Below are 24111 nucleotides of genomic sequence, written 5' to 3' on the forward strand. Positions count from 1 at the left end.
CCCGGCGGGCCGGTCAGGCCGCGGCGAACACCTCGGCCCGCACCTCGGTGGCCGGGTCGCCCTTCACCCGGGCCCAGGAGCCCTGCGCGGCGGTCCACTCCAGGTTGCCGAAGCGGACCTTCTTCACGCCGTGATCGTCGGCGTGTGAGACCAGCCAGTGCGCGTACCGCCAGCCGTTGCGGTCGTCGCCCGCCGGCACGGTGAGCGCGGTCAGGTCCGTCGCAGTGGCCAGCCGGGGCAGCCCCCAGTCCAGCGACAGGCTCTCCAGCACGGCGCTGGCGGCAGCCGGCCCGCGCATCGTCGGCGGCGAGCTGACCGTGCAGGCCACCGCGCCGGTCGCGTGGCCGAGCAACGCGCGGGTGAGGACCTCCGACTCGTCCGCCCACTTCTGGTACGCCTCGGGGAACGCCGACCGCTGCACCCGCTGGGCGGCGTCGGTGATCCGCATCCGCTCCCAGCCCTTGACCTTCTTCAGCGCGGCGTAGAACTTGTTCGCCGCGTACCGCGGGTCCTGGATCTCCTCCGGGCTGCCCCAGCCCTGGCTCGGGCGCTGCTGGAACAGGCCGAGCGAGTCGCGGTCGCCGTGGGCGATGTTGCGCAGGTGCGACTCCTGGTAGGCGGTCGCCAGCGCCACCACCACCGCCCGCTCGGGCATCCGGCGCTGCATCCCGATGGCTGCGATGGTGGCCGCGTTCGCCATCTGGTCGGCGCCGAGCACCACCTCGCCGTCGGCCTTCACGGTGCAGGTCCGGCTGGCCAGAGGGAGCCGCAGGTGCTCGCCGAACTGCTTGGTCACGACGTAGACCGCGAGCAGTGCCAGCACGCACACCGCCACCCCAGATGCCACGATCGCCGCTCGCGTCCGCACCCGCACCCCCTGTCCCGACAGTCCGACAAGCGTACGTCCCACCCGCCACGGCGGGTCTCGGCCGACCGGCGGGCCCCACCTCGGCCGCAATGGCTCCCGCGGGGCCCGCCGCGAACCTCAGTCTCCGGCGGGCACCCAGGCGGCGGGACGCTTCTCCCGGAACGCCATGACGCCCTCGCGTCCCTCGTCGGAGAGGAAGTACCCGGTCGACAGGGCGGCCAACTCGGCGATCTCGGCCCGCAGGTCGGGACCGGCGGGCCGGCGCAGCAGCTCCTTCGCCCCGGCCAGCGCCCCCGGGGCGCCCTTCACCAGCGAGGCGCAGTAGCGCTCGACGGCGGCGTCCAGCTCGTCGGCCGGCACCGCCGCGGTGACCAGGCCGATCTCGGCGGCGCGGCGGCCGTCGAACGTGTCGCCGGTCAGGTACAGCTCGGCGGCGGCCCGCTGGCCCAGCCGGGGCAGCACGGTCGCCGAGATCACCGCCGGGATCACGCCGATCCGCACCTCGGTGAACGCGAACGTCGCCTCCTGCGCGCAGACCGCCAGGTCGGCGGCGGCGATCAGGCCCAGCCCGCCGGCCCGGGCCGGCCCGGCGACCTTCGCCACCACCGGCTTCGGGCACTCCCGCACCGCCACCAGCACGTCGCCGAGCATCCCGGCGGGCACCGTGCCGCTGGCGTACGCGGCGGCGGTCTCCTTCAGGTCGGCGCCGGAGCAGAAGACCGGGCCGGTGTGGTCGAGCACGATCGCGCGTACCGCGTCGTCGGCGACCGCGTCGGCCAGCCCGGCCAGCAGCTGGGTCATCAGGGGCGTGGAGAGCGCGTTGCGATTGTGCGGACTGTCCAGGGTGAGGGTGGTCACCCCACGGGCCGTGGCGACTCGCACGAGAGCGTCCGGAGAGGTCATGCCGGGCACACTAGTGGCCATGCCCGGCGTCCTTCCAGAAGGCGAACCCGTCCCGCGCGACGGATCGCTGCCCGCCACCGCCCGTCGCGCCGTCGGCGCGCGCGGCTTCGGCGTGTACGTCCACGTCCCGTTCTGCGCCAGCCGGTGCGGTTACTGCGACTTCAACACGTACACCGCCTCGGAGCTGGGCGGCGGGGCGAGCCGGGAGACGTACGCCGACTCGGTGCTGGCCGAACTGGCGCTGGCCGCCCGGGTGCTGGGCGACTCGCCGCCACCCCGGGTCGACACGGTCTTCGTCGGCGGCGGCACGCCCACCCTGCTGCCCGCCGACGACCTGGCCCGGATCCTCGACGGCATCGACCGCGTCTGGGGGCTGGCCGCCGACGCCGAGGTGACCACCGAGGCCAACCCCGAGTCGGTGAGCCCGGAGTCGCTCAAGACGCTGCGGGCCGCCGGGTACACCCGGATCTCGCTCGGCATGCAGTCCGCCGCGCCGGGGGTGCTCGCGGTGCTGGACCGGCGGCACAGCGCGGGCCGGGCCACCGCCGCCGCGCTGGAGGCGCGCGACGCCGGGTTCGAGCACGTGAACCTGGACCTGATCTACGGCACGCCGGGCGAGACCGCAGACGACTTCGCCGCCTCGCTGGCCCAGGTGGTCGACGCGGGCGTGGACCACGTCAGCGCGTACGCCCTGATCGTGGAGGACGGCACCCGGCTGGCCGGGCGGATGCGCCGCGGCGAGCTGCCGTACCCCTCCGACGACGTGGCGGCGGACCGCTACCTGGCTGCGGAGGCCGCGCTCGGCGAGGCCGGATTCTCCTGGTACGAGGTGTCGAACTGGGCCCGGTCGGCGGCGGCGGCGTGCCGGCACAACCTGCTCTACTGGACCGGCGCCGACTGGTGGGGCCTGGGCCCGGGGGCGCACAGCCACGTCGGCGGCGTGCGGTGGTGGAACGTCAAGCACCCGAGCGCGTACGCGGCCCGGCTGGCCGAGGGCGCCTCGCCCGCGCTGGCCCGGGAGCAGCTCACCCCGGACGAGCAGCACATGGAGGACGTGATGCTGCGGGTGCGGCTCGCCTCCGGGCTGCCGCTGGACGTGCTGGACGAGCCCGGCCGGGCGGGCGCCGAGCGGGCCCGGGACGCCGGGCTGCTCGACGCCGGGGCGTACGCGCGAGGGCTTGTGGTGCTGACGCTGCGCGGCCGGCTGCTGGCCGACGCGGTGGTACGCGACCTGCTGCCGTGACCGGCACCGGCCGGCCGCCCCCTCGGCCGGCCGGCGGTGTCACTTGATGAAGTTGTAGGTCATCGGGTAGCGGTAGAGCACACCCTCGTTGGCCTTGACCCCGCCGATGATTCCGAAGATCAGCGGCACCAGCCAGACCAGCATCGGGACGAAGAACAGGATCCCGCAGGTGATGACCGTGATCACCCAGGCGAGCACGCTGGCGATGGTCCAGGTGATCTGGAAGTTCAGCGCCGCGACCGCGTGGGCGCGGACCGTCGGCGACTGCTGACCGCGGGTCATCATCGCGATCAGCGGGGCGACCCAGCCGAGCAGACCGCCGCCGACGATGACACCCGCGGCGCCACCGAAGTGCGCCACCAGGGCCCACGTCTTCTCGTCGTTGTTGGCGTACGCGGCGGGGCCGTACCCGCCACCGGCGGGGTAGCCGGCGCCGTAGCCGGGCGTGCCGCCCGGCGGAGGGTAACCACCGGGGGGCGGGTAGCCGCCCGGAGGCGGATAGTCACCGGGCGGGGGATAGCCGCCGGCGCCCGGCGCCCCGGACAGTGGAGCGGTGGGCGGTTCGCTGCCCGGCGACGAGCCGTAGGGCGCCGACGGGTCGGGCTGGGGGCCGGAGTCCCCTGCCCCTGGAGGGCGAGGAGGTTCTGTCATGGTCGCCACGGTAGGGGCACCGGTCAACTCGCACCAGAGCGACACAGACCGACGATGACCGGCTGTTCGGCCCTGGTGGGCGGCGCTGTGTGGTGGGCCGCACCGCAGGTCCGTCGGGCGATCATCGCGCCGGCGGGGGTGCCGACGTAGACTGGCACTCGCTACAGTCGAGTGCCAGCCGCCCGGCGGATGCCGCGTGCCGGCCCGGCCGAGGTGCGTCAGGAGGTGGGGAATGGGTCTCGACGACCGCAAACTCGCCGTGCTGCGCGCGATCGTCGAGGACTACGTCGCCACGCAGGAACCGGTCGGCAGCAAGGCCCTGGTCGAGCGGCACCAGCTCGGCGTCTCGCCGGCCACCGTGCGCAACGACATGGCGGTGCTGGAGGAGGAGGGCTACATCCGGCAGCCGCACACCAGTGCCGGCCGGGTGCCCACCGACCGCGGCTACCGCCTCTTCGTCGACCGGCTGTCCCGGGTCAAGCCGCTCAGCCCGGCCGAGCGCCGGGCGATCGAGCGCTTCCTGGTCGGCGCCGTCGACCTGGACGACGTGGTGCACCGCACGGTCCGGCTGCTCGCCCAGCTCACCCGGCAGGTGGCAGTGGTGCAGTACCCGAGCCTGGCCCGCTCCAAGGTGCGCCACCTGGAGCTGGTGCCGATCTCCACCACCCGGCTCATGGTCGTCATGATCGCCGACACCGGCCGGGTCGAGCAGCGGCTGGTCGAGCTGCCCGCCCCGGTGCCCGCCGACGACGTGACCGACCTGCGCCGGCTGGTGAACGAGAAGCTCGTCGGCAGCCAGCTCGCCGAGACGCCGCCGCTGGTGCAGGCGCTCGTCGAGGAGTCCGCGCCGCATCTGCGCCCGGCCATGACCACGCTCTCCACCGTGCTGCTGGAGACGCTCGTGGAACGGCACGAGGAGCGCCTCGCGCTGGCCGGACAGGCCAACCTCACCCGGGGCGGCCTGCTCGACTTCCAGGGCTCGCTGCGGCCCATCCTGGAAGCGCTCGAAGAAGAGGTCGTGCTGCTCAAGCTGATCGGTGAGACGGAGCCGAGCACCACCCGGGTGCTCATCGGCGACGAGAACGAATTCGACAACCTGCGGGCCGCCTCGGTGGTCAGCACCGGCTACGGACCGGGCAGCACGATCGTCGGTGGACTCGGCGTGCTCGGGCCGACCCGGATGGACTACCCCGGCAATATCGCCATGGTGAGGGCCGTGGCACGCTACGTGGGCGAACTGCTGGCCCAGAACTGACCAGTCAGGGCCGACGGCCGGTTCCGGCCGACGACCGGAGCGACGCGAGACGAACATGAGGACACCTAACGCAGTGGCCAGGGACTACTACGGCATTCTCGGCGTGAGCCGGGACGCCTCCGACGACGAGATCAAGCGCGCCTACCGCAAGCTGGCGCGGCAGTTCCACCCGGACGTCAATCCGGACCCGGAGGCCCAGGAGAAGTTCAAGGACATCAACGCCGCGTACGAGGTCCTCTCGGACGACCGGAAGCGGCAGATCGTCGACCTGGGTGGCGACCCGCTCGCCCCGGGCGGCGGCGGCATGGGCGGTCCCGGCGGCCCGGGCGGCGCCGGTCCGTTCGTCGGCTTCCAGGACATCATGGACGCGTTCTTCGGCGGCGCCGCGGGCGGCAGCCGGGGGCCGCGTCCGCGTACCCGCCCCGGTGCGGACGCGATCCTGCGCCTGGAGCTGGACCTCAACGAGACCGCGTTCGGCGTCGAGGCGCCGATCACCGTCGACACCGCCGTGCTCTGCACCACCTGCTCCGGCGCCGGCACCGCCGCCGGCACCCACCTGGCCACCTGCGAGGCGTGCGGCGGCCGGGGCGAGGTGCAGTCGGTGCAGCGGACGTTCCTCGGCCAGGTGGTCTCCGCCCGGCCGTGCACCGTCTGCCAGGGCTACGGCACCACCATCCCGCACCCCTGCCCGACCTGCGCCGGTGACGGCCGGGTGCGCACCCGCCGCTCACTCACCGTGAAGATCCCGGCCGGGGTCGAGGACGGCATGCGGATCCGCCTGGCCCAGCAGGGTGAGGTCGGCCCGGGTGGCGGCACCGCCGGTGACCTCTACGTCGAGATCCACGAGCGGCCGCACGACGTCTACTCCCGCAAGGGCGACGACCTGCACTGCCGGGTCACCGTGCCGATGACCGCGGCCGCGCTGGGCACCCGGCTGACCATCAAGACGCTGGACAGCGAGGAGACGGTCGACGTCAAGCCCGGCACCCAGCCCGGAAGCACGATGCGGCTGCGCGCCCGGGGCGTACCGCACCTTCGCGGCACCGGCCGGGGCGACCTCTACGTGCACCTGGACGTGCGTACCCCGACCAAGCTCGACGCCGACCAGGAGCGGATGCTGCGCGACTTCGCCAAGACCCGCGGCGAGGAGGTCGCCGAGCTGACCAAGCAGGGCGGGTTCTTCTCCCGGATGCGCGACGCCTTCAACGGGCACGCCTGAGGTGTCCGCCCCGCTGTTCCTGGTCGAGGCGCTGCCCACCGGTGACACGCTGACGCTCGACGGCCCGGAGGGCCACCACGCGGCCACCGTGCAGCGGCTGCGCGCCGGCGAGGAACTGGTGCTCGCCGACGGCCGGGGCGGCACCGCCGCCGCGGTGGTCACCGCCGTCGGCCGCGGCACGCTCGACCTGCGGGTCACCAGCCGGGGGTACGCGGACGCGCCGGTACCCCGGCTCGTCGTGGTGCAGGGCATCGCCAAGGGCGACCGGGGTGAACTCGCCGTGCAGGCGATGACCGAGGTCGGCGTGGACGAGATCGTGCCGTGGGCGGCGTCCCGCTCGGTGGCGCAGTGGCGCGGCGACCGGGGCGGACGGGCCCGGCAGAAGTGGGTCGCGACCGCCCGGGAAGCGGCCAAGCAGGCCCGCCGCCCGTGGCTGCCGGTGGTGGCCGGCGCGCCGGACGAGTCCACCGCCTCGGTGGCCCGCCGGATCGCCGGTGCGGCCGGCGCGTTCGTGCTGCACGAGGGCGCCCACGACCGGCTGACCACAGTCGACCTGCCGGCCACCGGCGAGATCGTGCTGGTGGTGGGCCCGGAGGGCGGCATCGCCGACCACGAGCTGGCCGCGTTCGCCGACGCGGGCGCCCGTACGGTCCGCCTGGGCCCGTCCGTCCTGCGCACGTCCACGGCTGGCGTGGCAGCCCTGACAGTCCTGGCCACCCGCCTGACCCACTGGTAACCCGCGCCGCGCGCCCCTTCCGCGCCCCCCTTCCGCGTTGATCTTGCAGTTTCGGCCCGTGTCGCGCCCCTTTTGCGGTGCTTCGCCGGGGCCGAAAGTGCAAGATCGCCGAGGTCAGGGGCGGGGCGTGGGGGTCAAGAGCGGAGGTAGGAGGCGCCGTTCAGGTCGATGATGGTGCCTGCGGCCCACTCGGCCTCGGGGCTCGCCAGCCAGTGCACCGCCGCCGCGATCTCCTCCGGCCGGGCCACCCGGTGGAACGGGGACTGGGCGCGTACCGCCTCGCCCCGCCCGCTCTTCAGGTGCTCGTTCGTCATGTCGGTCTCGACGAAGCCGGGCGCCACGCACGCCACAGCGATGCCGTACGGCGCCAGGGCCACCGCCAGCGACTGGGCCATCGCGTTCATCCCGGCCTTGCTGGCCCCGTACGCCGGGTTGGCCGGCTCGCCCCGGAACGCGCCCCGGGACGAGACGTTCACGATCCGGCCCCCGCGTTCGCGCATGTGCTGCGCGGCGCACCAGGCGGCGTTCGCGGCGCCGACGAGGTTGGTGTCGAGCACCTCCCGCCAGCGCGCCCGCCACTGCTCGTAGCTGCTCTCGAAGACCGGGTGCGGGGGATCGGCCGGCCCGAACACCCCGGCGTTGTTCACGAGTACGTCGAGGCCGCCGAGCCGCTGGGCCGCCTCGTCCACCATGGTCCGTACCGCGTCGGCGTCGGCCAGGTCGGCGCGGACCACCACGTGCCCGTCACCCGGCAACTCGGCGCGCAGCCGCTCGGCCAGCCCGGCCGAGTCCCGGTGGTGGATCGCCACCCGGTCTCCACCTGCGGCGAACGCCCGCGCCACCGCCCGCCCGATGCCCCGCGAGGCCCCCGTCACCAGCACCGCCCGTCCCGACATGGCGGCCATCCTGCCGCACCGGGCCAGACTGTTAAAAAGGGCCCCTTCCCATACCGGAGGCGTTAAGCAGGGGCCCCTCCTTACACTGCTGCGATGGACTGCCTCTTCTGCCGGATCGTCGCCGGGGAGATTCCGGCCACCATCGTCCGCGAGACCGCCACCACCCTGGCCTTCCGGGACATCGACCCGAAGGCGCCCACCCACGTGCTGGTGATCCCGAAGGAGCACTACGCGGACGTGGCCACGCTGGCCCAGGGTGCGCCCGAGCTGGCCGGCGAGGTGCTCCAGACCGCCGCCGTGGTCGCCGAGGAGGAGGGCCTGACCGTGGACGGGTTCCGGCTGATGTTCAACACCGGCCCGTACGGCGGCCAGGAGGTCTTCCACGTGCACGCCCACCTGCTCGGCGGCGCGCCGCTCGGCCCGATGCTCTGCCGATGACCGACGTCTCCGACCGGCTCGGCCGGATGGTGCGCCAGGCGCAGGCCACCGGGCGGATCCCGGCGGTGTCGGCCGCCCTGCACCGGGCCGACCGGCCGCTGTGGACCTGCGCCGTGGGCGACACCGGCAACGACACCCCGCTGGGGCCGGAGACGGTGTTCCGGATCGGCTCGGTCACCAAGACCTTCACCGCGGTGCTCGTCATGCAGTGCCGCGACGAGGGCCTGCTCGACCTGGACGACCCGATCGGGCGGCACCTGGACCTGCCCGCGCACGGCGACGCGACAGTACGCCGGCTGCTGTCGCACACCGCCGGCCTGCAACGCGAGCCGCACGGCGACGTGTGGGACAGCCTGCGCGCCCCGGCCGTCGACGAACTGCTGGCCGACCTGGCCCGGGTCGAGCGGGTGCTGCCCACCGGCCGCCGCTTCCACTACTCCAACCTCGGCCTGGCGCTGCTCGGCGAGGCGGTCGCCCGGCTGCGCGGCGGCACCTGGGCCGAGGTGCTGGCCGACCGGGTGCTCACCCCGCTCGGGCTGACCGCCACCGGCCCGTACCCGACCGAGCGGACCGCGACCGGGTTCCTGGTCGACGCGTACTCCGACGAGGCCCACCCGGAACCACCCGCCGACTTCGGCGCGGTGGCCCCCGCCGCGCAGCTCTGGAGCACCGCGACGGACATGGCCCGCCGGGCCGCGTTCCTGGCCGACCCGGCGGCGGTGGACCCGGACGGCGCGGTGCTCGCCGCGACGACTGTCGAGGAGATGCGCTGGCCGCTCACGCCCACCGACGAGTCGGTCTGGTCGGCCGGCTTCGGGCTGGGCCTGATCCTGGTCCCGCAGGCGGACCGGGTGATCCACGTGGGCCACGACGGCGCGATGCCCGGGTTCCTCGCCGCTGTCTACGGGCGGCGCGGCGGGCAGGGCACCGCCGGGGCGATGGGTGTCGCGGTGCTCGGCTCGTCCGGCACCGGCGTGGAGGTGTTCGACCTGTCACACCGGCTGCTCGCCGCCGCCGTCGAGCACGACCCGGCGGAGATCGAGCCGTGGCGTCCCGGCCCGCCCGCGCCGGACCACCTGCGCGGCGTGCCGGGCCGCTGGTGGGGCGAAGGCTTCGAGTACGTCTTCTCCTGGCACGACGGGACGCTGCGGGCACGTGGCGCGGACGATCCGGCCGGGAAGCCGCCGGCGGTGTTCGCGCCGCTGCCGGACCGGCCGGACGTGTTCCGCACGGTCTCCGGCCGGGAGGTGGGGGAGCTGCTGCGGCTGACCCGCGACGAACGGGGCGTGGTGGTCCGGATGCACTGGGCGACCTACCGTTTCACCCGCACCCAGGAGACCTTCGACGGGTACGACTTCCGCGCCGGCGACTGACCGCCGGCCACCGGAAATGGGCGCGGTGCGTCGGGTGCCGACCCGATACGATGGAGGTAACCGAACGCCGCGCCGGCAGGGCCCGGCGCCCGAGAAGCGGAGAGCAGGTGGCGCAGGGCCCGACGGCCCGACCTATGACCGGCACCCCACCTCCCGGCACGCCGCGTGTGCAGACCAGGATCACGGTCCCCGACCAGAAGATCATGGTGAACCTGCTCGGCGCGGGCGACGAGATCCTGCGGCTCGTCGAGCGCTCGATCGACAGCGACGTCCACGTCCGCGGCAACGAGATCACCATCACCGGCGCCCCCGCCGACAACGCCCTCGCCGAGCGTCTCTTCAGTGAGCTGCTCGAACTGATCGAGAAAGGCGAGACCCTGACCACAGACGCGGTACGGCGTACCGTCGGCATGCTCGAACAGGGCGGCGCCGAGCGGCCCGCCGAGGTCCTGACACTCAACATCCTCTCCCGGCGCGGCCGCACCATCCGTCCCAAGACGCTGGGGCAGAAGAAGTACGTCGACGCGATCGACGCCCACACCATCGTCTTCGGCATCGGCCCGGCGGGTACCGGCAAGACGTACCTGGCCATGGCGAAGGCCGTGCAGGCGCTCCAGGCCAAGCAGGTCAACCGGATCATCCTGACCCGGCCCGCGGTCGAGGCGGGGGAGCGGCTGGGCTTCCTGCCCGGCACCCTGAACGAGAAGATCGACCCCTACCTGCGCCCGCTCTACGACGCGCTGCACGACATGCTCGACCCGGAGACCATCCCGAAGCTGATGGCCGCCGGCACGATCGAGGTCGCGCCGCTGGCATACATGAGGGGCCGCACGCTTAACGACGCGTTCATCATCCTGGACGAGGCGCAGAACACCACGCCCGAGCAGATGAAGATGTTCCTCACCCGGCTCGGCTTCGGCTCCAAGATCGTCGTCACCGGTGACGTCACCCAGGTGGACCTTCCCGGCGGGACGACCAGCGGCCTGCGGGTGGTCCGGGAGATCCTGAACAACGTCGAGGACGTGCACTTCGCCCAGCTCTCCAGCTCCGACGTGGTGCGTCACAAGCTGGTGGGCGACATCGTCGACGCGTACGCCCGCTGGGACGCCGAGCGGGAGACCCAGCAGGCGCAGAGCGTGCACGCCGTACCGGGGCGGACCGCCCAGGGCGGCCGGGCCGGCCGGCGCCGCTGACCCACCGGCGGAAGCCGTCACATCATCAGAGGAAGACAGTTGTCCATCGAGATCGCCAACGAGTCGGGTGTCGACGTCGACACCGACGCCGTGCTCGCCGTCGCGCGGCACGCCCTCGACGAGATGGGGGTCAACCCCCTCGCCGAGCTGTCCGTGCTGCTCGTCGACATCGAATACATGTCGGAGCTGAACCACCGCTGGATGGGTGGCGACGGCCCGACCGACGTGCTCGCCTTCCCCATGGACGAGGGCAGCGTCGACCACGGCCCGGGGGAGAGCAACCCGGCCGGCGGCGAGCCCGCCCTGCTCGGCGACATCGTGCTCTGCCCGGAGGTGGCGGCCAAGCAGGCCGCCGTGGCCGGGCACTCGGCCGCCGACGAGCTGCACCTGCTCACCGTGCACGGCGTGCTGCACCTGCTGGGCTACGACCACGCCGAGCCCGAGGAGGAGCGGGAGATGTTCGGTCTCCAGGCCCGGCTGCTGGCCAGCTGGCGGTCGACCCGGTCGCGGTGATGGACACCTTGGCGGCGGTCCGCACCCCCGCCGGTCTGCCTGATCTTCAACTCCTGGTCTTCGCCGCCGGGCTGGTGGTGCTCGCCGGCCTGATCGCGATGACCGAGGCGGCGCTCGCAGCGGTCTCGCCGGCCCGTGCCGCGGAGCTGACCCGGGACGGTGCCCGCGGCGGGCGTGCTCTCCAGGCGGTCGCCGGTGACGTGGTCCGCCATCTGAACCTGCTGCTCCTGCTGCGTCTGCTGGCCGAGCTGACCGCCACCACGCTCGTCGCGCTGGTGGCTGTCGACACGTTCGGCGCGGGCTGGCGGGCGGCGCTGGTGACCGCCGGCGCGATGACAGTGGTGAGCTTCGTCGTGGTCGGTGTCGGCCCGCGGACGATCGGCCGCCAGCACGCGTACGCGGTCGGCCGCGCGGTCGCGCCGCTGGTGCGCTGGCTGGGCCGCGCGCTCAACCCGCTGGCCTCGCTGCTGATCCTGATCGGCAACGCGGTCACCCCCGGCAAGGGCTTCCGTGAGGGGCCGTTCGCGACCCAGGTGGAGCTGCGGGAGCTGGTCGACCTGGCCGAGCAGCGCGGCGTGGTGGAGCACGGCGAGCGTCAGATGATCCACTCGGTCTTCGCGCTCGGCGACACCATCGCCCGCGAGGTGATGGTTCCGCGTACCGAGATGGTGTGGATCGAGGAACGCAAGACGCTCGCGCAGGCGCTGGCGTTGTTCCTGCGCTCCGGGTTCTCCCGCATCCCGGTGATCGGCGAGAACGTCGACGACGTGCTCGGTGTGCTCTACCTCAAGGACCTGATCCGGCGGGTGCAGGGCGACCAGGCCGCCCGGCAGATGCCGGTGGCCGAGCTGATGCGCCCGGCCACGTTCGTGCCGGAGTCCAAGCCGGTGGACGACCTGCTCTCCGAGATGCAGGCGGCCCGCAACCACCTGGTCATCGTGGTCGACGAGTACGGCGGCACCGGCGGGCTGGTCACCATCGAGGACATCCTGGAGGAGATCGTCGGGGAGATCACCGACGAGTACGATGTCGAGCGCCCGCCGGTCGAGCACCTGCCGGACGGGGCCGTGCGGGTGACCGCGCGGCTGCCGGTGGAGAATCTGGGCGAGCTGTTCGACACCGAGCTGCCCACCGACGAGGTGGAGACGGTCGGTGGCCTGCTCGCCCAGGCGCTCGGCCGGGTGCCCATCCCGGGCGCCGAGGCCGAGGTGGCCGGCCTGCGGCTGGTGGCCGAGGGCACGACCGGCCGGCGCAACCGGATAGACACGGTTCTGGTGAGCCGGGTCGACCGGGGTGACGCGCCGGAGGGCACCAACCGAAGCGATCCGCCCGATTCCCGTGGCGACAACAACCGTTCCGAGGAGAGGCAACCCGCCGATGCCTGAGTCACCCGCCGTACCGGCCGCCATGCCCACCCCCGCCGACCCGGCCGAGCTGAGCGCCGAGGACGCCAAGCTGGTCGTCCTGGCCCGGGGGGCGCGGAGCCGGGTGGCGGCCGTGGAGGGCGCCGCGGTCCGCGACCAGGACGGCCGGACGTACGCGGCGGCGAGCGTGGCGCTGCCGTCGCTGACCCTGACCGCGCTCCAGCTCGCTGTCGCCTCGGCGGTGGCGGCGGGCGCGAGCCGGCTGGAGGCCGCTGTGGTGGTGACCGAGGCGTCGACGCTGGACGGGGCCGGGCACGCCGCGGTGCGTGACCTCTCCGCCGACGCGCCGGTCCACGTGGCCGCGCCGGACGGCACCGTCCTCGGCACGGTGGTCGAGTGACCACCCCCGAGGCGCGCCCCTACCGGGCCGGTTTCGCCTGTTTCGTCGGGCGGCCGAACGCCGGCAAGTCGACGCTCACCAACGCGATCGTCGGCACCAAGATCGCGATCACCTCGAACAAGCCGCAGACCACCCGGCACATCATCCGGGCGGTGCTGCACCGGCCGGACTCGCAGCTCGTACTCGTCGACACCCCGGGTCTGCACCGGCCCCGCACGCTGCTCGGCGAGCGCCTCAACGACCTGGTCCGGGAGACCTGGAGCGAGGTCGACGTGATCGGCCTGTGCGTACCGGCGAACGAGCCGGTCGGCCGGGGTGACCGCTTCATCACCGGCGAGCTGGCCAGCCTCAAGGCAACAGTGCTGGCGGTGGTCACCAAGACCGACCTGGTCGACAAGAAGCGGCTGGCCGAGCAGTTGCTCGCGGTGAGCGAGCTGGGCGAGTTCGCCGACGTGGTGCCGGTCAGCGCGGTCTCCGGCCATCAGGTCGACACGCTCGTCGACGTGATGACCGGCTACCTGCCGCCCTCGCCGCAGCTCTATCCGGACGACATGCTCACCGACGACCCGGAGCAGGTGCTCGTGGCGGAGCTGGTCCGCGAGGCGGCGCTGGAGGGCGTACGCGACGAGCTGCCGCACTCCATCGCCGTGGTGGTCGAGGAGATGATCCCGGAGGGCAACCTCACCAAGATCTACGCCGACGTGTACGTGGAGCGTTCGAGCCAGAAGGCCATCGTCATCGGCCACCGGGGCAGCCGCCTCAAGCACGTGGGCATCACCGCCCGGCGGCAGATCGAGGAGCTGCTCGGCACCCGGGTCTACCTCGACCTGCACGTACGGGTGGCGAAGGACTGGCAGCGCGACCCGAAGCAGTTGCGCAAGCTGGGCTTCTGACAGGCGGCCGGGGCGGGCCCCGGGGGGCGGTGATCAGGATCAGCCAGACCTATGGGACATCTCACTTTCCATAGGTGTTCTTGGCTGTTTCACAGCGTCCCGGAGCAGGGTAGGGACCATTGTCTCTGCCCCCGGACCCGCCGTGAGCTGATGCGAAACCGCTATCTGGACCTGCTCCGCTTCCTGGCCATCCTGCGAGTCGTCACCTACCACGTCACCGGCTACGCCACGCTCACGCTGGTGTTTCCGGCGATGTCGGTGATGTTCGCCCTGGCCGGGTCGCTGATGGCGGCGTCACTCGACCGCAGCGGGGTACGCGCGGTCGGGCGCCGGCTGCGCCGCCTCCTGCCGTCGCTGTGGGTGGTGGCCGCGGTCTTCGTGCCGGCCATGCTGCTCACCGGGCTGACGTTCAGCCCGAAGGTGCTGCTCTGGCTCTTCCCGATCAGCGACCCGCCGGCCAACTACTGGGGTGGGCTGGCGCTCAGCCCCATCTGGTACCTGCGGGACTACCTGTGGTTCGTGCTCGCCTCGCCGTTCGTGCTCTGGCTGTTCCGCCGGGCGCCGCTGCCCACGCTCGCCGCTCCGTACCTGCTGCTGGTCGCGATCGAGATCGGCGTCCTGGCGAACCCGCCGACGGTGCTGCGCGAGTTCGGCCTCTACTTCGGCGCCTGGCTGCTCGGCTTCGCCCACCACGACGGGCTGCTGCGCCGGATGCGCAACCGGGTGCTGCTGCCGGTGGCCGCCGTGGTCGGCGCCGCCGGGCTGGCCTGGATCGTCACCCATCCGGGCCCGCGCGGATTCGACATCAACGACATCCCGCTGGGCAACGCGCTCTGGTCGGCCGCGTTCATCCTGGTGGCGATCGGCCGGGCCCCGGCCGGGGTGACCTGGGTCGACCGCGTGCCGGCGCTCGGCCGGGCGGTGACGGTGGTGAACCGGCGTGCGCTGACGATCTACCTCTGGCACATGCCGTTCGTGGTGCTCCTCACCCCGCTCGTCGGCCTGGTCGGCTGGTCGCCGCGCGACCCGGTGGGCCTGTGGCTGCGGGTGGGGCTGGTCTTCGCGCTCGTCGGCGTGGTGACGCTTCTGGTCGGCTGGGTCGAGGACGTCGCAGCCCGGCGTACCCCCGAACTGGTCCCCGGCAAGCCGCGGCGGACCGTGGCCGACCGGGCGGCGGCCGCCCCGGCCAGCCCGGCCCCCGCCGGGGCGGAGGACGCGCTGGTGAGCGTCGGGGCGCGGGTGCCGGCGCCGCGCCGCCCGGCCGAGGACCCCGGCCGGGGCGACGGCGTCCGGGCGGCCCGGCGGGACACGCCCGGCGGCGACTGAGCGGCCACCGGGCGCGGCCCGACTGAGCGGCCACCGGGCGCGGCCCGCCCAGGTGCGCCGTCCGCTCAGCGGGTGCTGACCGTGACGTTGCCGCTGGTGGCGGATGCTTCGAGCTGCACCGACGCGGTCGGGTCGTCGGTGACGCGCACGTCGGTGTCGCCGGACGTCGCGGTGGCGCGCACCCGGTAGCGGCCCGCCGGCACGGCCAGGTCCACGTCTCCGCTCGTGGCGTGCACCCGGGCCGGTGCCGGCTGGTCCAGCTCGACGACGATGTTGCCGGACGTGGTCTCGGCGTCGATCGCGGAGGCGAGCCGGCGGGCCTCGATGTCACCGGAGCGGGCACGCAGCCGCACCGGGCCGGCCGCCTCGACGACCCGGATGTTGCCCGACGTGGTGGAGGCGCGGACCTCGCCGGTGGCGCCCCTGATGGTCAGGTCGCCGGAGCTGAGCGTGAACTCCACCGCGCCGACGTCGCTGAGGTCGACGTTGCCCGAGCCGGTGCCGCCGCGCACCACCACGCCGGGCGGCGCGGTCACCTCCCAGGAGATGCTGCACCGGTGCCCGCAGTCGGTGGGCAGGACGAGTTCGTCTCCCTTGACCTCGTACCGGCTGGTCGGCTCGTCGCCCTGGTAGCGGACCACGCGCTTGATGCGTACCTGGTCGGCGGGGCCGTTCGCCCGGACCACGACGTCGCCGGCGCCGTCGTCGTCCACGGTGATCTTCGTGATCTTCGTCCGCTCGGTCTGGTCGAAGTCGAGGCGGCGGAACGAGAGGGTGTCACACCCGGCGAGGACGATGAGGGCGCTGGCCGCGGTGGCGGCCACCACGCCACGTAGCCGGAAAGCGCCACGTAGCCGGAAAGCGCCACGTAGCCGGAAAGCGCTGCGTAGCCGGGGAGCGGTGCGGAGCGAAGCCATGGCCAGCACACTAGGTCCGGCCCGACGCCCGGCACATCGGGGATCGCCCGACCGTCCACCCCGAGCCGACCCTGAGATCGCACCCGGAGGGAGAATGGCCTGATGGCCGGGTACCGCCGACAGCTCTACCGCGACGACGCGGTGGTGCTGCGTGTGCAGAAGCTGGGCGAGTCCGACCGCATCATCACGCTGTTCACCCGCCGGCACGGGCGGCTGCGCGCGGTGGCCCGGGGCGTGCGGCGCACCACGAGCCGGTTCGGCGCGCGGCTGGAGCCGTTCGGGCATGTCGACCTCCAGCTCGCCGGTGATCCCAAGGGCAACCAGGGCAGCTCGCTGCACACCGTCAGCCAGGTCGAGGCGATCGAGCTGTACGGCAAGCGGTTCCTCGGCGACTACCCCCGCTACACGGCGGCCAGTGCGATCGCCGAGACCGCCGAGCGACTCACCCCGGTCGAGCGCGAGCCGTCGCTGCGGCTGTTCCAGCTCACCCTCGGCGCGATGAAGTCGCTGGCCCGGGGCGAGCACGCCACCACGCTGGTGCTCGACGCGTACCTGCTGCGCGGCATGGCGTTCGCCGGCTGGGCGCCGGCGCTCGTCGCCTGCGCGGTGTGCGGCGAGCCGGGCCGGCACCGCGCGTTCTCCGTACCGGCCGGCGGCGCCGTCTGCCCGGACTGCCGGCCCCCCGGCGCCGCCCACCCCGCGCCCGCCACGCTGGAGCTGATGTCCGCGCTGACCTCCGGCGACTGGGGGTACGCCGACGCCGCAGAGACCGGCGTACGCCGGGAGTGCAGCGGACTGGTCGCGGCGCACCTCCAGTGGCATCTGGAGCGCGCGCTACGCTCGCTGCCGCTGGTCGACCGGGGTGCCCCGGCGGCCGGCGCGGTCCCGTCGCCCGGCGGCGCGGGGCCGGATGTGGTCCCGCCGCGCTCCGGCGCCGGGCCCGTCGCCGGAGTGAACAGGGAGATGACCGAGTGATCCGATCGACGAGGGCGACCCGCCGCGAGCCGGTGCCGCCGACCCCGCACCCCTCCGGCGCCCGTCCGCCGGCGCTGCCGCCCGCCGCGGTGCCCCGGCACGTCGCCATCGTGATGGACGGCAACGGCCGCTGGGCCAAGGAGCGTGGGCTGCCCCGCACCAAGGGGCACGAGCAGGGCGAGCACAGCCTGTTCGACGCCGTCGAGGGCGCGATCGAGATGGGGATCCCCTACCTGTCGGCGTACGCGTTCTCCACCGAGAACTGGCGGCGCTCGCCGGACGAGGTCCGCTTCCTGATGGGCTTCAACAGGGACGTCATCCGCCGCCGCCGCGACCAGCTCGTCGACCTGGGCGTCCGGGTGGTCTGGTCGGGCCGTGCCGGCCGGCTGTGGAAGAGCGTCATCTCCGAGTTGCAGACCGCCGAGGAGATGTCGCGCGGCAACTCGACGCTGACGCTGCAGTTCTGCGTCAACTACGGCGGCCAGGCGGAGATCGCCGACGCCGCCGCCGGGATCGCCCGCGACGTCGCGGCCGGCAGGCTCGACCCGGCCAAGGTGAACGAGAAGACGGTGGCGCGCTACCTCTACCACCCCGAGGTGCCCGAGGTCGACCTGTTCCTGCGCCCCTCCGGCGAGCAGCGCATCTCCAACTTCCTGCTCTGGCAGACCGCGTACGCCGAGCTGGTCTACCTGGACACGCTCTGGCCCGACTTCGACCGCCGCCACCTCTGGTACGCCTGCGAGCTGTACGCCCAGCGCGACCGCCGCTTCGGCGGCGCCCTGCCCAACCCGGTCGCCCCGGGCGCCTGAGGTCACGCTTACCGACGGGCCGCGCTGGGTACCGATACCTCCAGACAGCAAACGCGGAGGTGAACCACATGATTCAGAAGCGGATCGCGCAGTGGGCGGTCATGGCGGTCGCCGTGCCGCTGGCGGCGGCCGGCGCGCGCCGGCTCAGCCACACCCTGGAGGCCCGTCGTGGCCCGTCCGGGGTGAGCCGTCTGCTGACCAAGGGCGCCGACCTGATCCGGCCGCAGAAGGCCAGGCGTCGCCGGTTCTTCTGACCGCGACGTCCGGCCCGACCGTGACGCCCCGCATCCGGCTTTCCCGCCGGGCGCGGGGCGTTCCGCTCTACGATCGGCGCAGGGCGCGCCGCCGGGTGCGCGCCCGCCACGGGGGTGGAGGATGCGCGATCTCCGGTACGAGATGACTGCTGCCCTGGCCGCCGCCGACCTGGTGGAGCCGGCCCGCCGGGACGCGGTGGCCGCACTGTGCGCCGACGTCGCCCAGCGGTGGTGCGCCGACCTCGGGCACACCCCGGCGGTCCGCTCCGGTGAGATCGGCGAACTGGCGTCGGGTGAGCCGGCCGCCGGCTGGGCGCCCGACCCGGACGGTCAGCGGGCCTGGTGAACCGTCCGGCGGGGCTGTCTGCGCGGCTCACGCCTCCACTTCGGAGCGGTCGCCCGCCCAGAGCGTGTGGAACGAGCCGGCCCGGTCCACCCGGTGGTAGGTGTGCGCGCCGAAGTCGTCCCGCAGGCCCTGGATCAGCGCGGCCGGCAGCCGCTGCGCCCGCAGCGCGTCGAAGTAGGCCAGCGACGACCCGAAGGCCGGGGCCGGCACGCCCGCCCGGGCCGCGTCGGCCACCACCCGTCGCCAGGCCGGTACGCCGTCGCTGACCCGCTCGGCGAACCACGGCGCGACGAGCAGCGTCGACAGGTCCGGCTCCGCGTCGTACGCCTCCCGGATCCGGTCCAGGAAACCGGCCCGGATGATGCAGCCGCCCCGCCAGATGGTGGCCGTGCCGCCCAGGTCGATGTCCCAGTCGTACTCCCGGCTGCCGGCCCGGATGTGGTCGAACCCCTGCGCGTACGCGACGATCTTGCTGGCGAGCAGTGCGCGGCGCACGTCCTCGACGAACGCGTCCCGGTCGTCCACCTGCCACTTCTCACCCGCGTCGGCGAACACCCGGCGGGCTGCCTCGCGCTGGTCGGCGTGCCCGGACAGCGACCGCGCGAATGTGGCCTCGGCGATGCCGGTGATCGGGATGCCGAGGTCGAGCGCGCTCTGCACGGTCCAGCGGCCGGTGCCCTTCTGCTCGGCCTGGTCGAGCACGATGTCCACGAACGCCTGGCCGGTGGCCGCGTCGGTGTGGCCGAGCACGTCGGCGGTGATCTCGATGAGGAACGACCCCAGCTCGCCGCCGTTCCACTCCCGGAAGATCTCCGCGATCTCCGCCGGGCTCGCCGACAGACCGGCCCGCAACAGGTCGTACGCCTCGGCGATGAGCTGCATGTCGGCGTACTCGATGCCGTTGTGGACCATCTTCACGAAGTGGCCCGCGCCGTCCGGCCCGATGTGCCGGCAGCAGGGCTCACCGTCCACCTGCGCGGCGATCTTCTCGAAGATCGGCCCGAGCTTGCGGTACGACTCGGCCGACCCGCCGGGCATGATGCTCGGACCGAGCAGCGCGCCCTCCTCGCCGCCGGACACTCCGGTGCCGACGAAGTGCAGCCCGTGCGCGCGCAGCGCCTCCTCCCGGCGGCGGGTGTCGGCGAAGTGCGCGTTGCCGCAGTCGACGACGATGTCGCCCTCCTCCAGCAGCGGGACCAGTTCGTCGATCACCGCGTCGGTGGGCGCGCCGGCCTTCACCATCACGATCACCGCGCGGGGCCGCTCCAGCGAGCCGACGAAGTCCGCGAGCGACTCCGACGGCACGAACGTGCCCTCGTCGCCGTGCTCGGCGACCAGGCTGCGGGTACGTTCCGGCGACCGGTTGTGCACCGCCACGGCGAAGCCGTTGCGGGCCAGGTTCCGGGCCAGGTTGCGGCCCATCACCGCCAGACCGGTGACCCCGATCTGCGCCGTCGCCTGCTCTGCCATGCGTACCGCCACCTCTCGTTCGTGCTGCCGTTCTGCGACCGTATCGCGGTCGCCGGGGGAGCGGGCGGGGACGTCGACAGGGCGTGATCGCCGGGTGGCCGTGCGTCTCGCGCGGGCGCGTTCGCGTTCTCTCCGGTAATTCGGGTGCGGGGTCTCCGGGCCGCGGGATAGCGTTGCCGCATGCGTAAGTGACGCCCCACCTCCGAGCCCGGTCCACCGCCGCCAGTGCCGTGGACCCGTCCTGCTCCGGGCGTCCGCATTCCTTCCCCGCCACCGTCGGTCGCGGTGTCTGTCGTGATCGGAACGCACCGGAGCCCCCGCTCGGCGCGTCCCGGTCGGCGCGCCCGCACGACAGGAGGCCCGCGAATGCCCGCGAAGCGCAATCCGAAGAAGTCCCGCAAGCAGTCGTCGCCGCAGGTGACCCCGCCGAAGCTCGACGCGCTCACGGTGACGCCACCCGCGGTGGTGCTCCCCACGGAGCCGGTGGCGTCCGCCGTGTCCCCGGAGTCGGTGCCGCCCTCGGAGTCCCTGGAGACCCCGGTCCTGCCGGGCGCATCCGCGACGCCGCCCCGGTCCGGCCCACCGGCAGGGCGGCAGGCCCGGTTCACCGGGCGTAGTCAGCGCGCCGGCCAGACCCGGTTCTACGCCTTCCGCCGCAGCTGACCGACAGCCCTTCCCGGCCAGCCGCTCACCGGGCAGGCCCCTCATCGGGGGCCTGCCCGGGCGTCCCCCCAGAGATCTTGGACGATTCCGGCCCCTAGAAGGGCCATCCCGTACCAAGATCCACTCCAGCCCTGTCGATCATGAAGTTGGCGGCGACAAAACGGGCAACCGGTGCCGTCAACTTCATGATCAACGGGGCGAGGGTGGGCGGGGTGAGGGCGGCGGGGACGGGGAGGCGGGGCGGGCCCGGGGTCAGCCGATCAAGGGGCGGAAGGTGCCCAGGGCGATGCTTGTGGCCAGGGCACCGCCGGCCAGCAGCGCGGCGCCCGCCACGAGCAGGGCGTCGGCGCGGGTGAAGCGCTGCGGGCGGGCCACGGTGCGCGGCGTACCCGCGTCGAAGCCCCGGGCGTCCATCGCCACGGCCAGCCGGGTACCCCGCCGGATCGCGCCCACCAGCAGCGTGAACGCGGTGGACGCGAACAGCCGCAGCTTCGCCACCGGGTTGCGGCCGGCGTCCACGCCGCGGGCCCGGCGGGCCATGCTGATCATCCGCCATTCCTGTTCCAGCAGCGGCACCATCCGGAACGCGGCGAGCGCCCCGATGGCGAACCGGGCGGGCGTCTTCGCGTTCTGGATCAGCGCGTCGGCCAGGTCCGTCGGGTCGGTGGTGGCGAACACGACGATGCCGGGCAGCGCCACGGCGAGCATCCGCAGCACCAGGCCCAGCGCGGTGACGAGGACGCCCTCGGTGACCAGGACCGGGCCGGCCTCGACCAGCACCCGGCCGGAGCGGTCGGCCGCGAAGAGCACCAGCGTGATCAGGATGCCGGCGGCACCGGCGAGCAGCGGCCAGGCCCGGCGGGCCAGCACCCGGTAGCGGACCCCGAACAGCGGCAGCACCGCGAGTTCGACGGCGATGGCGATGGCCGGGGCCACCGGGTCGAGCGTCGCCACCAGGATCAGCGTGAAGACCACAGCGGCGGCCAGCTTCGCCACCGGGTTGCGCCGGGCCAGCGGGGCGCCGGGTGCGGCGACCGGTTCTAGGCCGATCACGTGGCCACCCCGTCGGGGGAGCGGTGCAGGGTGAGCGTCGTGTCGGCCAGCGCGGCGACGAAGTCCTCGTCGTGGGTCACCGCGACCACGCCGTGCCCGGCGTCGCGCAGCTCGGCGAGCAGGTCGACCAGCTCCAGCCAGGTCCGCCGGTCCTGGCCGAACGTGGGCTCGTCGCAGATCAGCAGGCGGGGCGCGGTGGCCAGGGCCGTCGCCACACTCAGCCGCCGCGCCTCCCCGCCCGAGAGGGTGTACGGGTTGGCGCCGGCCAGCCGGTCCAGCCGCAACCGGTGCAGCAGCTCGTCGACGGTGGCGGTCACCGCCGACTCGGGCCGGCCGGTGCGGCGCGGGCCGAGCGCCAGCTCGTCGCGGACCGTGGCGGTGACGAACTGGTGTTCCGGGTCCTGGAACACCGAACCGATCCGGCGTACCAGCGCGGGTGCCCGCCAGCGGTGCGGGGGAGTTCGCGCGTCCCGCCCGGCGAGTTCCGCCGACGCGGTGACGGCGCCCGTGCCGGGCTTCAGCAGGCCGCCCAGGAGCAGCGCCAGTGTGGACTTGCCGGCGCCGTTGGGGCCGAGGACGGCGAGCGCCTCGCCGGCGCGTACCCGGAGATCGGTGGGGTCGAGCCGGGGCGGCAGGCCGAGCCGCTCCGCGGTGAGCAGCACGTCGCCGGGCGGCGTGGTGGCGTGCCGGGGTGGCGCGACGTGGCCGGGTACCCAGACCCCGGCGGCGGCCAGCGCGTCGCCGTGCGCGGCGAAGACCGCCTCGGGCGGCCCGTCGGCGCGCACCCCGCCGCCGGGTTCCAGCACGACGACGCGGTCGACCAGCGGCAGCGCCTCGGTGACCCGGTGCTCGACCAGGACCATCGTGGTGTCCGGGTCGAGCGCGTTCGCGACGGCCCGGCGGATCAGGGTGGCGCCGGCCGGGTCGAGGTTGGCGGTGGGCTCGTCGAGCAGCAGCAGCCCGGGACGCAGCGCGAGCGTGCCGGCCAGCGCCAGCCGCTGCTGCTCGCCGCCGCTGAGCGCTGCGGTGGGGCGGTCCCTGTCGTACGGGAAACCGACCCGGTGCAGCGCCTCGTCGACGCGGGGCCAGATCTCCCCGGCGGGTACGCCACGGTTCTCCAGCCCGAACGCCACGTCGTCGCCGGAGCGGGCCATGACGAGCTGGGTCTCCGGGTCCTGGAAGACGATGCCGACGCGCTCGCGGGCCTTGCGCGGGTCCAGCCCGTCGATCTCGACGGTGCCCTCCTGCTCGCCGGAGTCCTCCGGCAGCAGCCCGGCCAGCGCGGCCAGCAGCGTGCTCTTACCGGCGCCGGAGGGTCCGAGCAGCAGCACCCGCTCGCCGCTCTCCACGCGCAGATCCACCCCGCGCAGAGCCCAGCGTTTCCGTCCCCCGTGCCGCCACCCGAACCCCCGCAGCACCACCCCGCTCACCGCCCACCCACCCCCTCTTCTCCGTCGATCATGAGGTTGACGGCGATGACGGGTGCCGAAACGGCCGTCAACTTCATGATCGACACGATGGAGGCGTCAGACCAGGGCTCGGTCGCGGCCGGCGGGGAAGCGGTCCAGGACGCCGGTGTTCGCCAGCGCGCGGGTGAGGACGTGCGCGCCGAGACCGGCGACGATCGTGGCGCTGACGATCGTGATCAGCGCGTACGGGAGGCGGTAGGAGGCGAAGTCGAAAGCCTTGTTCCAGTAGACGAAGTCGAAGATCGCCGCGCCGAGACCGGTCAGCGCGCCGGCCAGCACCGCCACCGGCAGTCGGAACGAGCGGTACCGGAACGCGGCGAAGGCCAGCTCGGCGCCGATGCCCTGCATCAGGCCCTGGAGGATCACGATGCTCGCCCACTGGCTGCCCAGCAGGGCGGAGATGATCGCGGCCACCGTCTCGCAGTACAGCGCGGCGCCCGGCTTGCGGATGATCAGGCCGGCGAGCACCGCCGGGATCAGCCACACGCCGTATAGCACGGCCTGGGCCGGCGGGAAGAACGCGAACGCCGCGTCGGTGGCGCTCCAGAGCAGGCCCCAGGCCCAGAAGACGACGCCGAAGGCGACGGCGATGACCGAGGCGACGACGATGTCGACGGTACGCCAGCGGTTGCTGTCGGTGTGGTTCACGGTTGGCTCCCAGTTCGTCGAGGTGAACCAGGAGAAGACGCACGCCGCGCCCGGTGGTCACCGGACGGCGACGCGGCTGGAGGTCGACCGAACTCCCTGCGCTGGCATTACCCAGATCAGGTTCGAGGGTCTGCGGGCACCGGCCCGCACTCTCAGCGCTGTGCGCTCCCCTGTCGGATGTGAAGTTGTCTCGTCGCAGACGCTAGCACCGACCACGGGCCCCGGCCCAGCAGGGC

26 protein-coding genes and 1 riboswitch are annotated in these 24111 nt (G+C 73.6%); of the genes, 17 read left to right on the forward strand and 9 right to left on the reverse strand.

Annotation, left to right across the window (positions count from 1 at the left end; genetic code table 11):
• Positions 1–13: 13 nt before the first annotated feature.
• Positions 14–874: a hypothetical protein gene (locus tag FHX31_RS04630; protein WP_030274634.1), complete on the reverse strand. Its 861-nt coding sequence runs from the start codon at positions 872–874 to the stop codon at positions 14–16.
• Between the two features lie 111 nt (positions 875–985).
• Entirely contained in the window at positions 986–1771 is a 786-nt protein-coding gene (locus FHX31_RS04635; protein WP_013287978.1) for an enoyl-CoA hydratase-related protein, read from the reverse strand.
• Between the two features lie 19 nt (positions 1772–1790).
• Between FHX31_RS04635 and hemW the strand changes: the two genes are divergently transcribed.
• Entirely contained in the window at positions 1791–3014 is a 1224-nt protein-coding gene (gene hemW, locus FHX31_RS04640; RefSeq protein ID WP_176739779.1) for a radical SAM family heme chaperone HemW, read from the forward strand.
• 39 nt (positions 3015–3053) lie between these two features.
• Here the strand turns inward: hemW and FHX31_RS04645 are convergent, their stop codons facing one another.
• The gene (locus FHX31_RS04645) at positions 3054–3665 is read right to left on the reverse strand and encodes a DUF4870 domain-containing protein (RefSeq protein WP_013475521.1); all 612 of its coding nucleotides are present in this window, start codon (positions 3663–3665) and stop codon (positions 3054–3056) included.
• Between the two features lie 232 nt (positions 3666–3897).
• Here FHX31_RS04645 and hrcA point away from each other — a divergent pair, with 232 nt between their 5' ends.
• From hrcA to FHX31_RS04660, 3 genes are all read left to right on the forward strand, one after another.
• A complete protein-coding gene (gene hrcA, locus FHX31_RS04650; RefSeq protein WP_013287975.1) occupies positions 3898–4920 on the forward strand; it encodes a heat-inducible transcriptional repressor HrcA in 1023 nt (340 codons plus the stop codon).
• 73 nt (positions 4921–4993) lie between these two features.
• Positions 4994–6139 (forward strand): molecular chaperone DnaJ, encoded by a 1146-nt coding sequence (dnaJ, locus tag FHX31_RS04655; RefSeq protein ID WP_030274641.1) that lies wholly within the window; start codon positions 4994–4996, stop codon positions 6137–6139.
• Between the two features lies 1 nt (position 6140).
• Positions 6141–6875, forward strand: coding sequence for a 16S rRNA (uracil(1498)-N(3))-methyltransferase (locus tag FHX31_RS04660; protein WP_013287973.1), 735 nt, complete (start codon positions 6141–6143; stop codon positions 6873–6875).
• A gap of 134 nt (positions 6876–7009) precedes the next feature.
• Here the strand turns inward: FHX31_RS04660 and FHX31_RS04665 are convergent, their stop codons facing one another.
• Entirely contained in the window at positions 7010–7771 is a 762-nt protein-coding gene (locus FHX31_RS04665; RefSeq protein WP_184975208.1) for an SDR family NAD(P)-dependent oxidoreductase, read from the reverse strand.
• A gap of 93 nt (positions 7772–7864) precedes the next feature.
• On the opposite strand from FHX31_RS04665, the gene FHX31_RS04670 reads away from it, so the two are divergent.
• From FHX31_RS04670 to FHX31_RS04705, 8 genes are all read left to right on the forward strand, one after another.
• On the forward strand, positions 7865–8209 hold the full coding sequence (locus FHX31_RS04670; protein WP_013475524.1) for a histidine triad nucleotide-binding protein: 345 nt from the start codon (positions 7865–7867) through the stop codon (positions 8207–8209).
• Positions 8206–9582, forward strand: coding sequence for a serine hydrolase domain-containing protein (locus tag FHX31_RS04675; RefSeq protein ID WP_184975211.1), 1377 nt, complete (start codon positions 8206–8208; stop codon positions 9580–9582). Before FHX31_RS04670 ends, FHX31_RS04675 begins: the two co-directional genes overlap by 4 nt.
• 134 nt (positions 9583–9716) lie before the next feature.
• Complete coding sequence (locus FHX31_RS04680; RefSeq protein ID WP_030274645.1) at positions 9717–10775, forward strand: PhoH family protein; 1059 nt, start codon at positions 9717–9719, stop codon at positions 10773–10775.
• Positions 10776–10814: 39 nt separating this feature from the next.
• Positions 10815–11288 (forward strand): rRNA maturation RNase YbeY, encoded by a 474-nt coding sequence (gene ybeY, locus FHX31_RS04685; RefSeq protein ID WP_013287968.1) that lies wholly within the window; start codon positions 10815–10817, stop codon positions 11286–11288.
• Positions 11264–12673, forward strand: a complete 1410-nt coding sequence (locus FHX31_RS04690; RefSeq protein ID WP_174361814.1) for a hemolysin family protein — start codon at positions 11264–11266, stop codon at positions 12671–12673. Before ybeY ends, FHX31_RS04690 begins: the two co-directional genes overlap by 25 nt.
• The gene (locus FHX31_RS04695; RefSeq protein WP_013287966.1) at positions 12666–13052 is read left to right on the forward strand and encodes a hypothetical protein; all 387 of its coding nucleotides are present in this window, start codon (positions 12666–12668) and stop codon (positions 13050–13052) included. Before FHX31_RS04690 ends, FHX31_RS04695 begins: the two co-directional genes overlap by 8 nt.
• On the forward strand, positions 13049–13945 hold the full coding sequence (gene era, locus FHX31_RS04700) for a GTPase Era (protein WP_114918575.1): 897 nt from the start codon (positions 13049–13051) through the stop codon (positions 13943–13945). Before FHX31_RS04695 ends, era begins: the two co-directional genes overlap by 4 nt.
• A 150-nt stretch (positions 13946–14095) precedes the next feature.
• A complete protein-coding gene (locus tag FHX31_RS04705) occupies positions 14096–15271 on the forward strand; it encodes an acyltransferase family protein (protein ID WP_013287964.1) in 1176 nt (391 codons plus the stop codon).
• A 65-nt stretch (positions 15272–15336) separates the two neighbouring features.
• Here the strand turns inward: FHX31_RS04705 and FHX31_RS04710 are convergent, their stop codons facing one another.
• Entirely contained in the window at positions 15337–16188 is an 852-nt protein-coding gene (locus FHX31_RS04710) for a DUF4097 family beta strand repeat-containing protein (protein WP_221488005.1), read from the reverse strand.
• A 102-nt stretch (positions 16189–16290) separates the two neighbouring features.
• Here FHX31_RS04710 and recO point away from each other — a divergent pair, with 102 nt between their 5' ends.
• The 4 genes from recO to FHX31_RS04730 all read left to right on the forward strand — a co-directional run bounded on the left by recO (position 16291) and on the right by FHX31_RS04730 (position 18572).
• Complete coding sequence (gene recO, locus FHX31_RS04715; RefSeq protein ID WP_030274647.1) at positions 16291–17163, forward strand: DNA repair protein RecO; 873 nt, start codon at positions 16291–16293, stop codon at positions 17161–17163.
• Between the two features lie 32 nt (positions 17164–17195).
• Positions 17196–17972, forward strand: a complete 777-nt coding sequence (locus FHX31_RS04720; protein WP_030274649.1) for an isoprenyl transferase — start codon at positions 17196–17198, stop codon at positions 17970–17972.
• Positions 17973–18040: 68 nt separating this feature from the next.
• Positions 18041–18226 carry a hypothetical protein gene (locus tag FHX31_RS04725; RefSeq protein WP_013287960.1) on the forward strand — a complete coding sequence of 62 codons (186 nt, stop codon included), beginning with the start codon at positions 18041–18043 and terminating at the stop codon, positions 18224–18226.
• A gap of 121 nt (positions 18227–18347) precedes the next feature.
• Entirely contained in the window at positions 18348–18572 is a 225-nt protein-coding gene (locus FHX31_RS04730; protein WP_013287959.1) for a hypothetical protein, read from the forward strand.
• A 27-nt stretch (positions 18573–18599) separates the two neighbouring features.
• Here the strand turns inward: FHX31_RS04730 and gndA are convergent, their stop codons facing one another.
• Positions 18600–20042 carry an NADP-dependent phosphogluconate dehydrogenase gene (gene gndA, locus FHX31_RS04735; protein ID WP_013287958.1) on the reverse strand — a complete coding sequence of 481 codons (1443 nt, stop codon included), beginning with the start codon at positions 20040–20042 and terminating at the stop codon, positions 18600–18602.
• 366 nt (positions 20043–20408) lie between these two features.
• Here gndA and FHX31_RS04740 point away from each other — a divergent pair, with 366 nt between their 5' ends.
• Positions 20409–20705 (forward strand): hypothetical protein, encoded by a 297-nt coding sequence (locus FHX31_RS04740; protein ID WP_184975214.1) that lies wholly within the window; start codon positions 20409–20411, stop codon positions 20703–20705.
• Positions 20706–20957: 252 nt separating this feature from the next.
• Here FHX31_RS04740 and FHX31_RS04745 read toward each other — a convergent pair whose 3' ends face one another.
• The 3 genes from FHX31_RS04745 to FHX31_RS04755 all read right to left on the reverse strand — a co-directional run bounded on the left by FHX31_RS04745 (position 20958) and on the right by FHX31_RS04755 (position 23875).
• Positions 20958–21758 (reverse strand): energy-coupling factor transporter transmembrane component T family protein, encoded by an 801-nt coding sequence (locus tag FHX31_RS04745; RefSeq protein WP_030274655.1) that lies wholly within the window; start codon positions 21756–21758, stop codon positions 20958–20960.
• On the reverse strand, positions 21755–23188 hold the full coding sequence (locus FHX31_RS04750; protein ID WP_184975217.1) for an ABC transporter ATP-binding protein: 1434 nt from the start codon (positions 23186–23188) through the stop codon (positions 21755–21757). Before FHX31_RS04750 ends, FHX31_RS04745 begins: the two co-directional genes overlap by 4 nt.
• Before the next feature lie 96 nt (positions 23189–23284).
• Entirely contained in the window at positions 23285–23875 is a 591-nt protein-coding gene (locus tag FHX31_RS04755; protein WP_013475532.1) for an ECF transporter S component, read from the reverse strand.
• Between the two features lie 75 nt (positions 23876–23950).
• A riboswitch (TPP riboswitch) is annotated at positions 23951–24057 on the reverse strand.
• Between the last annotated feature and the right edge of the window lie 54 nt (positions 24058–24111).

This window comes from Micromonospora sp. CNZ286 (assembly GCF_014207755.1).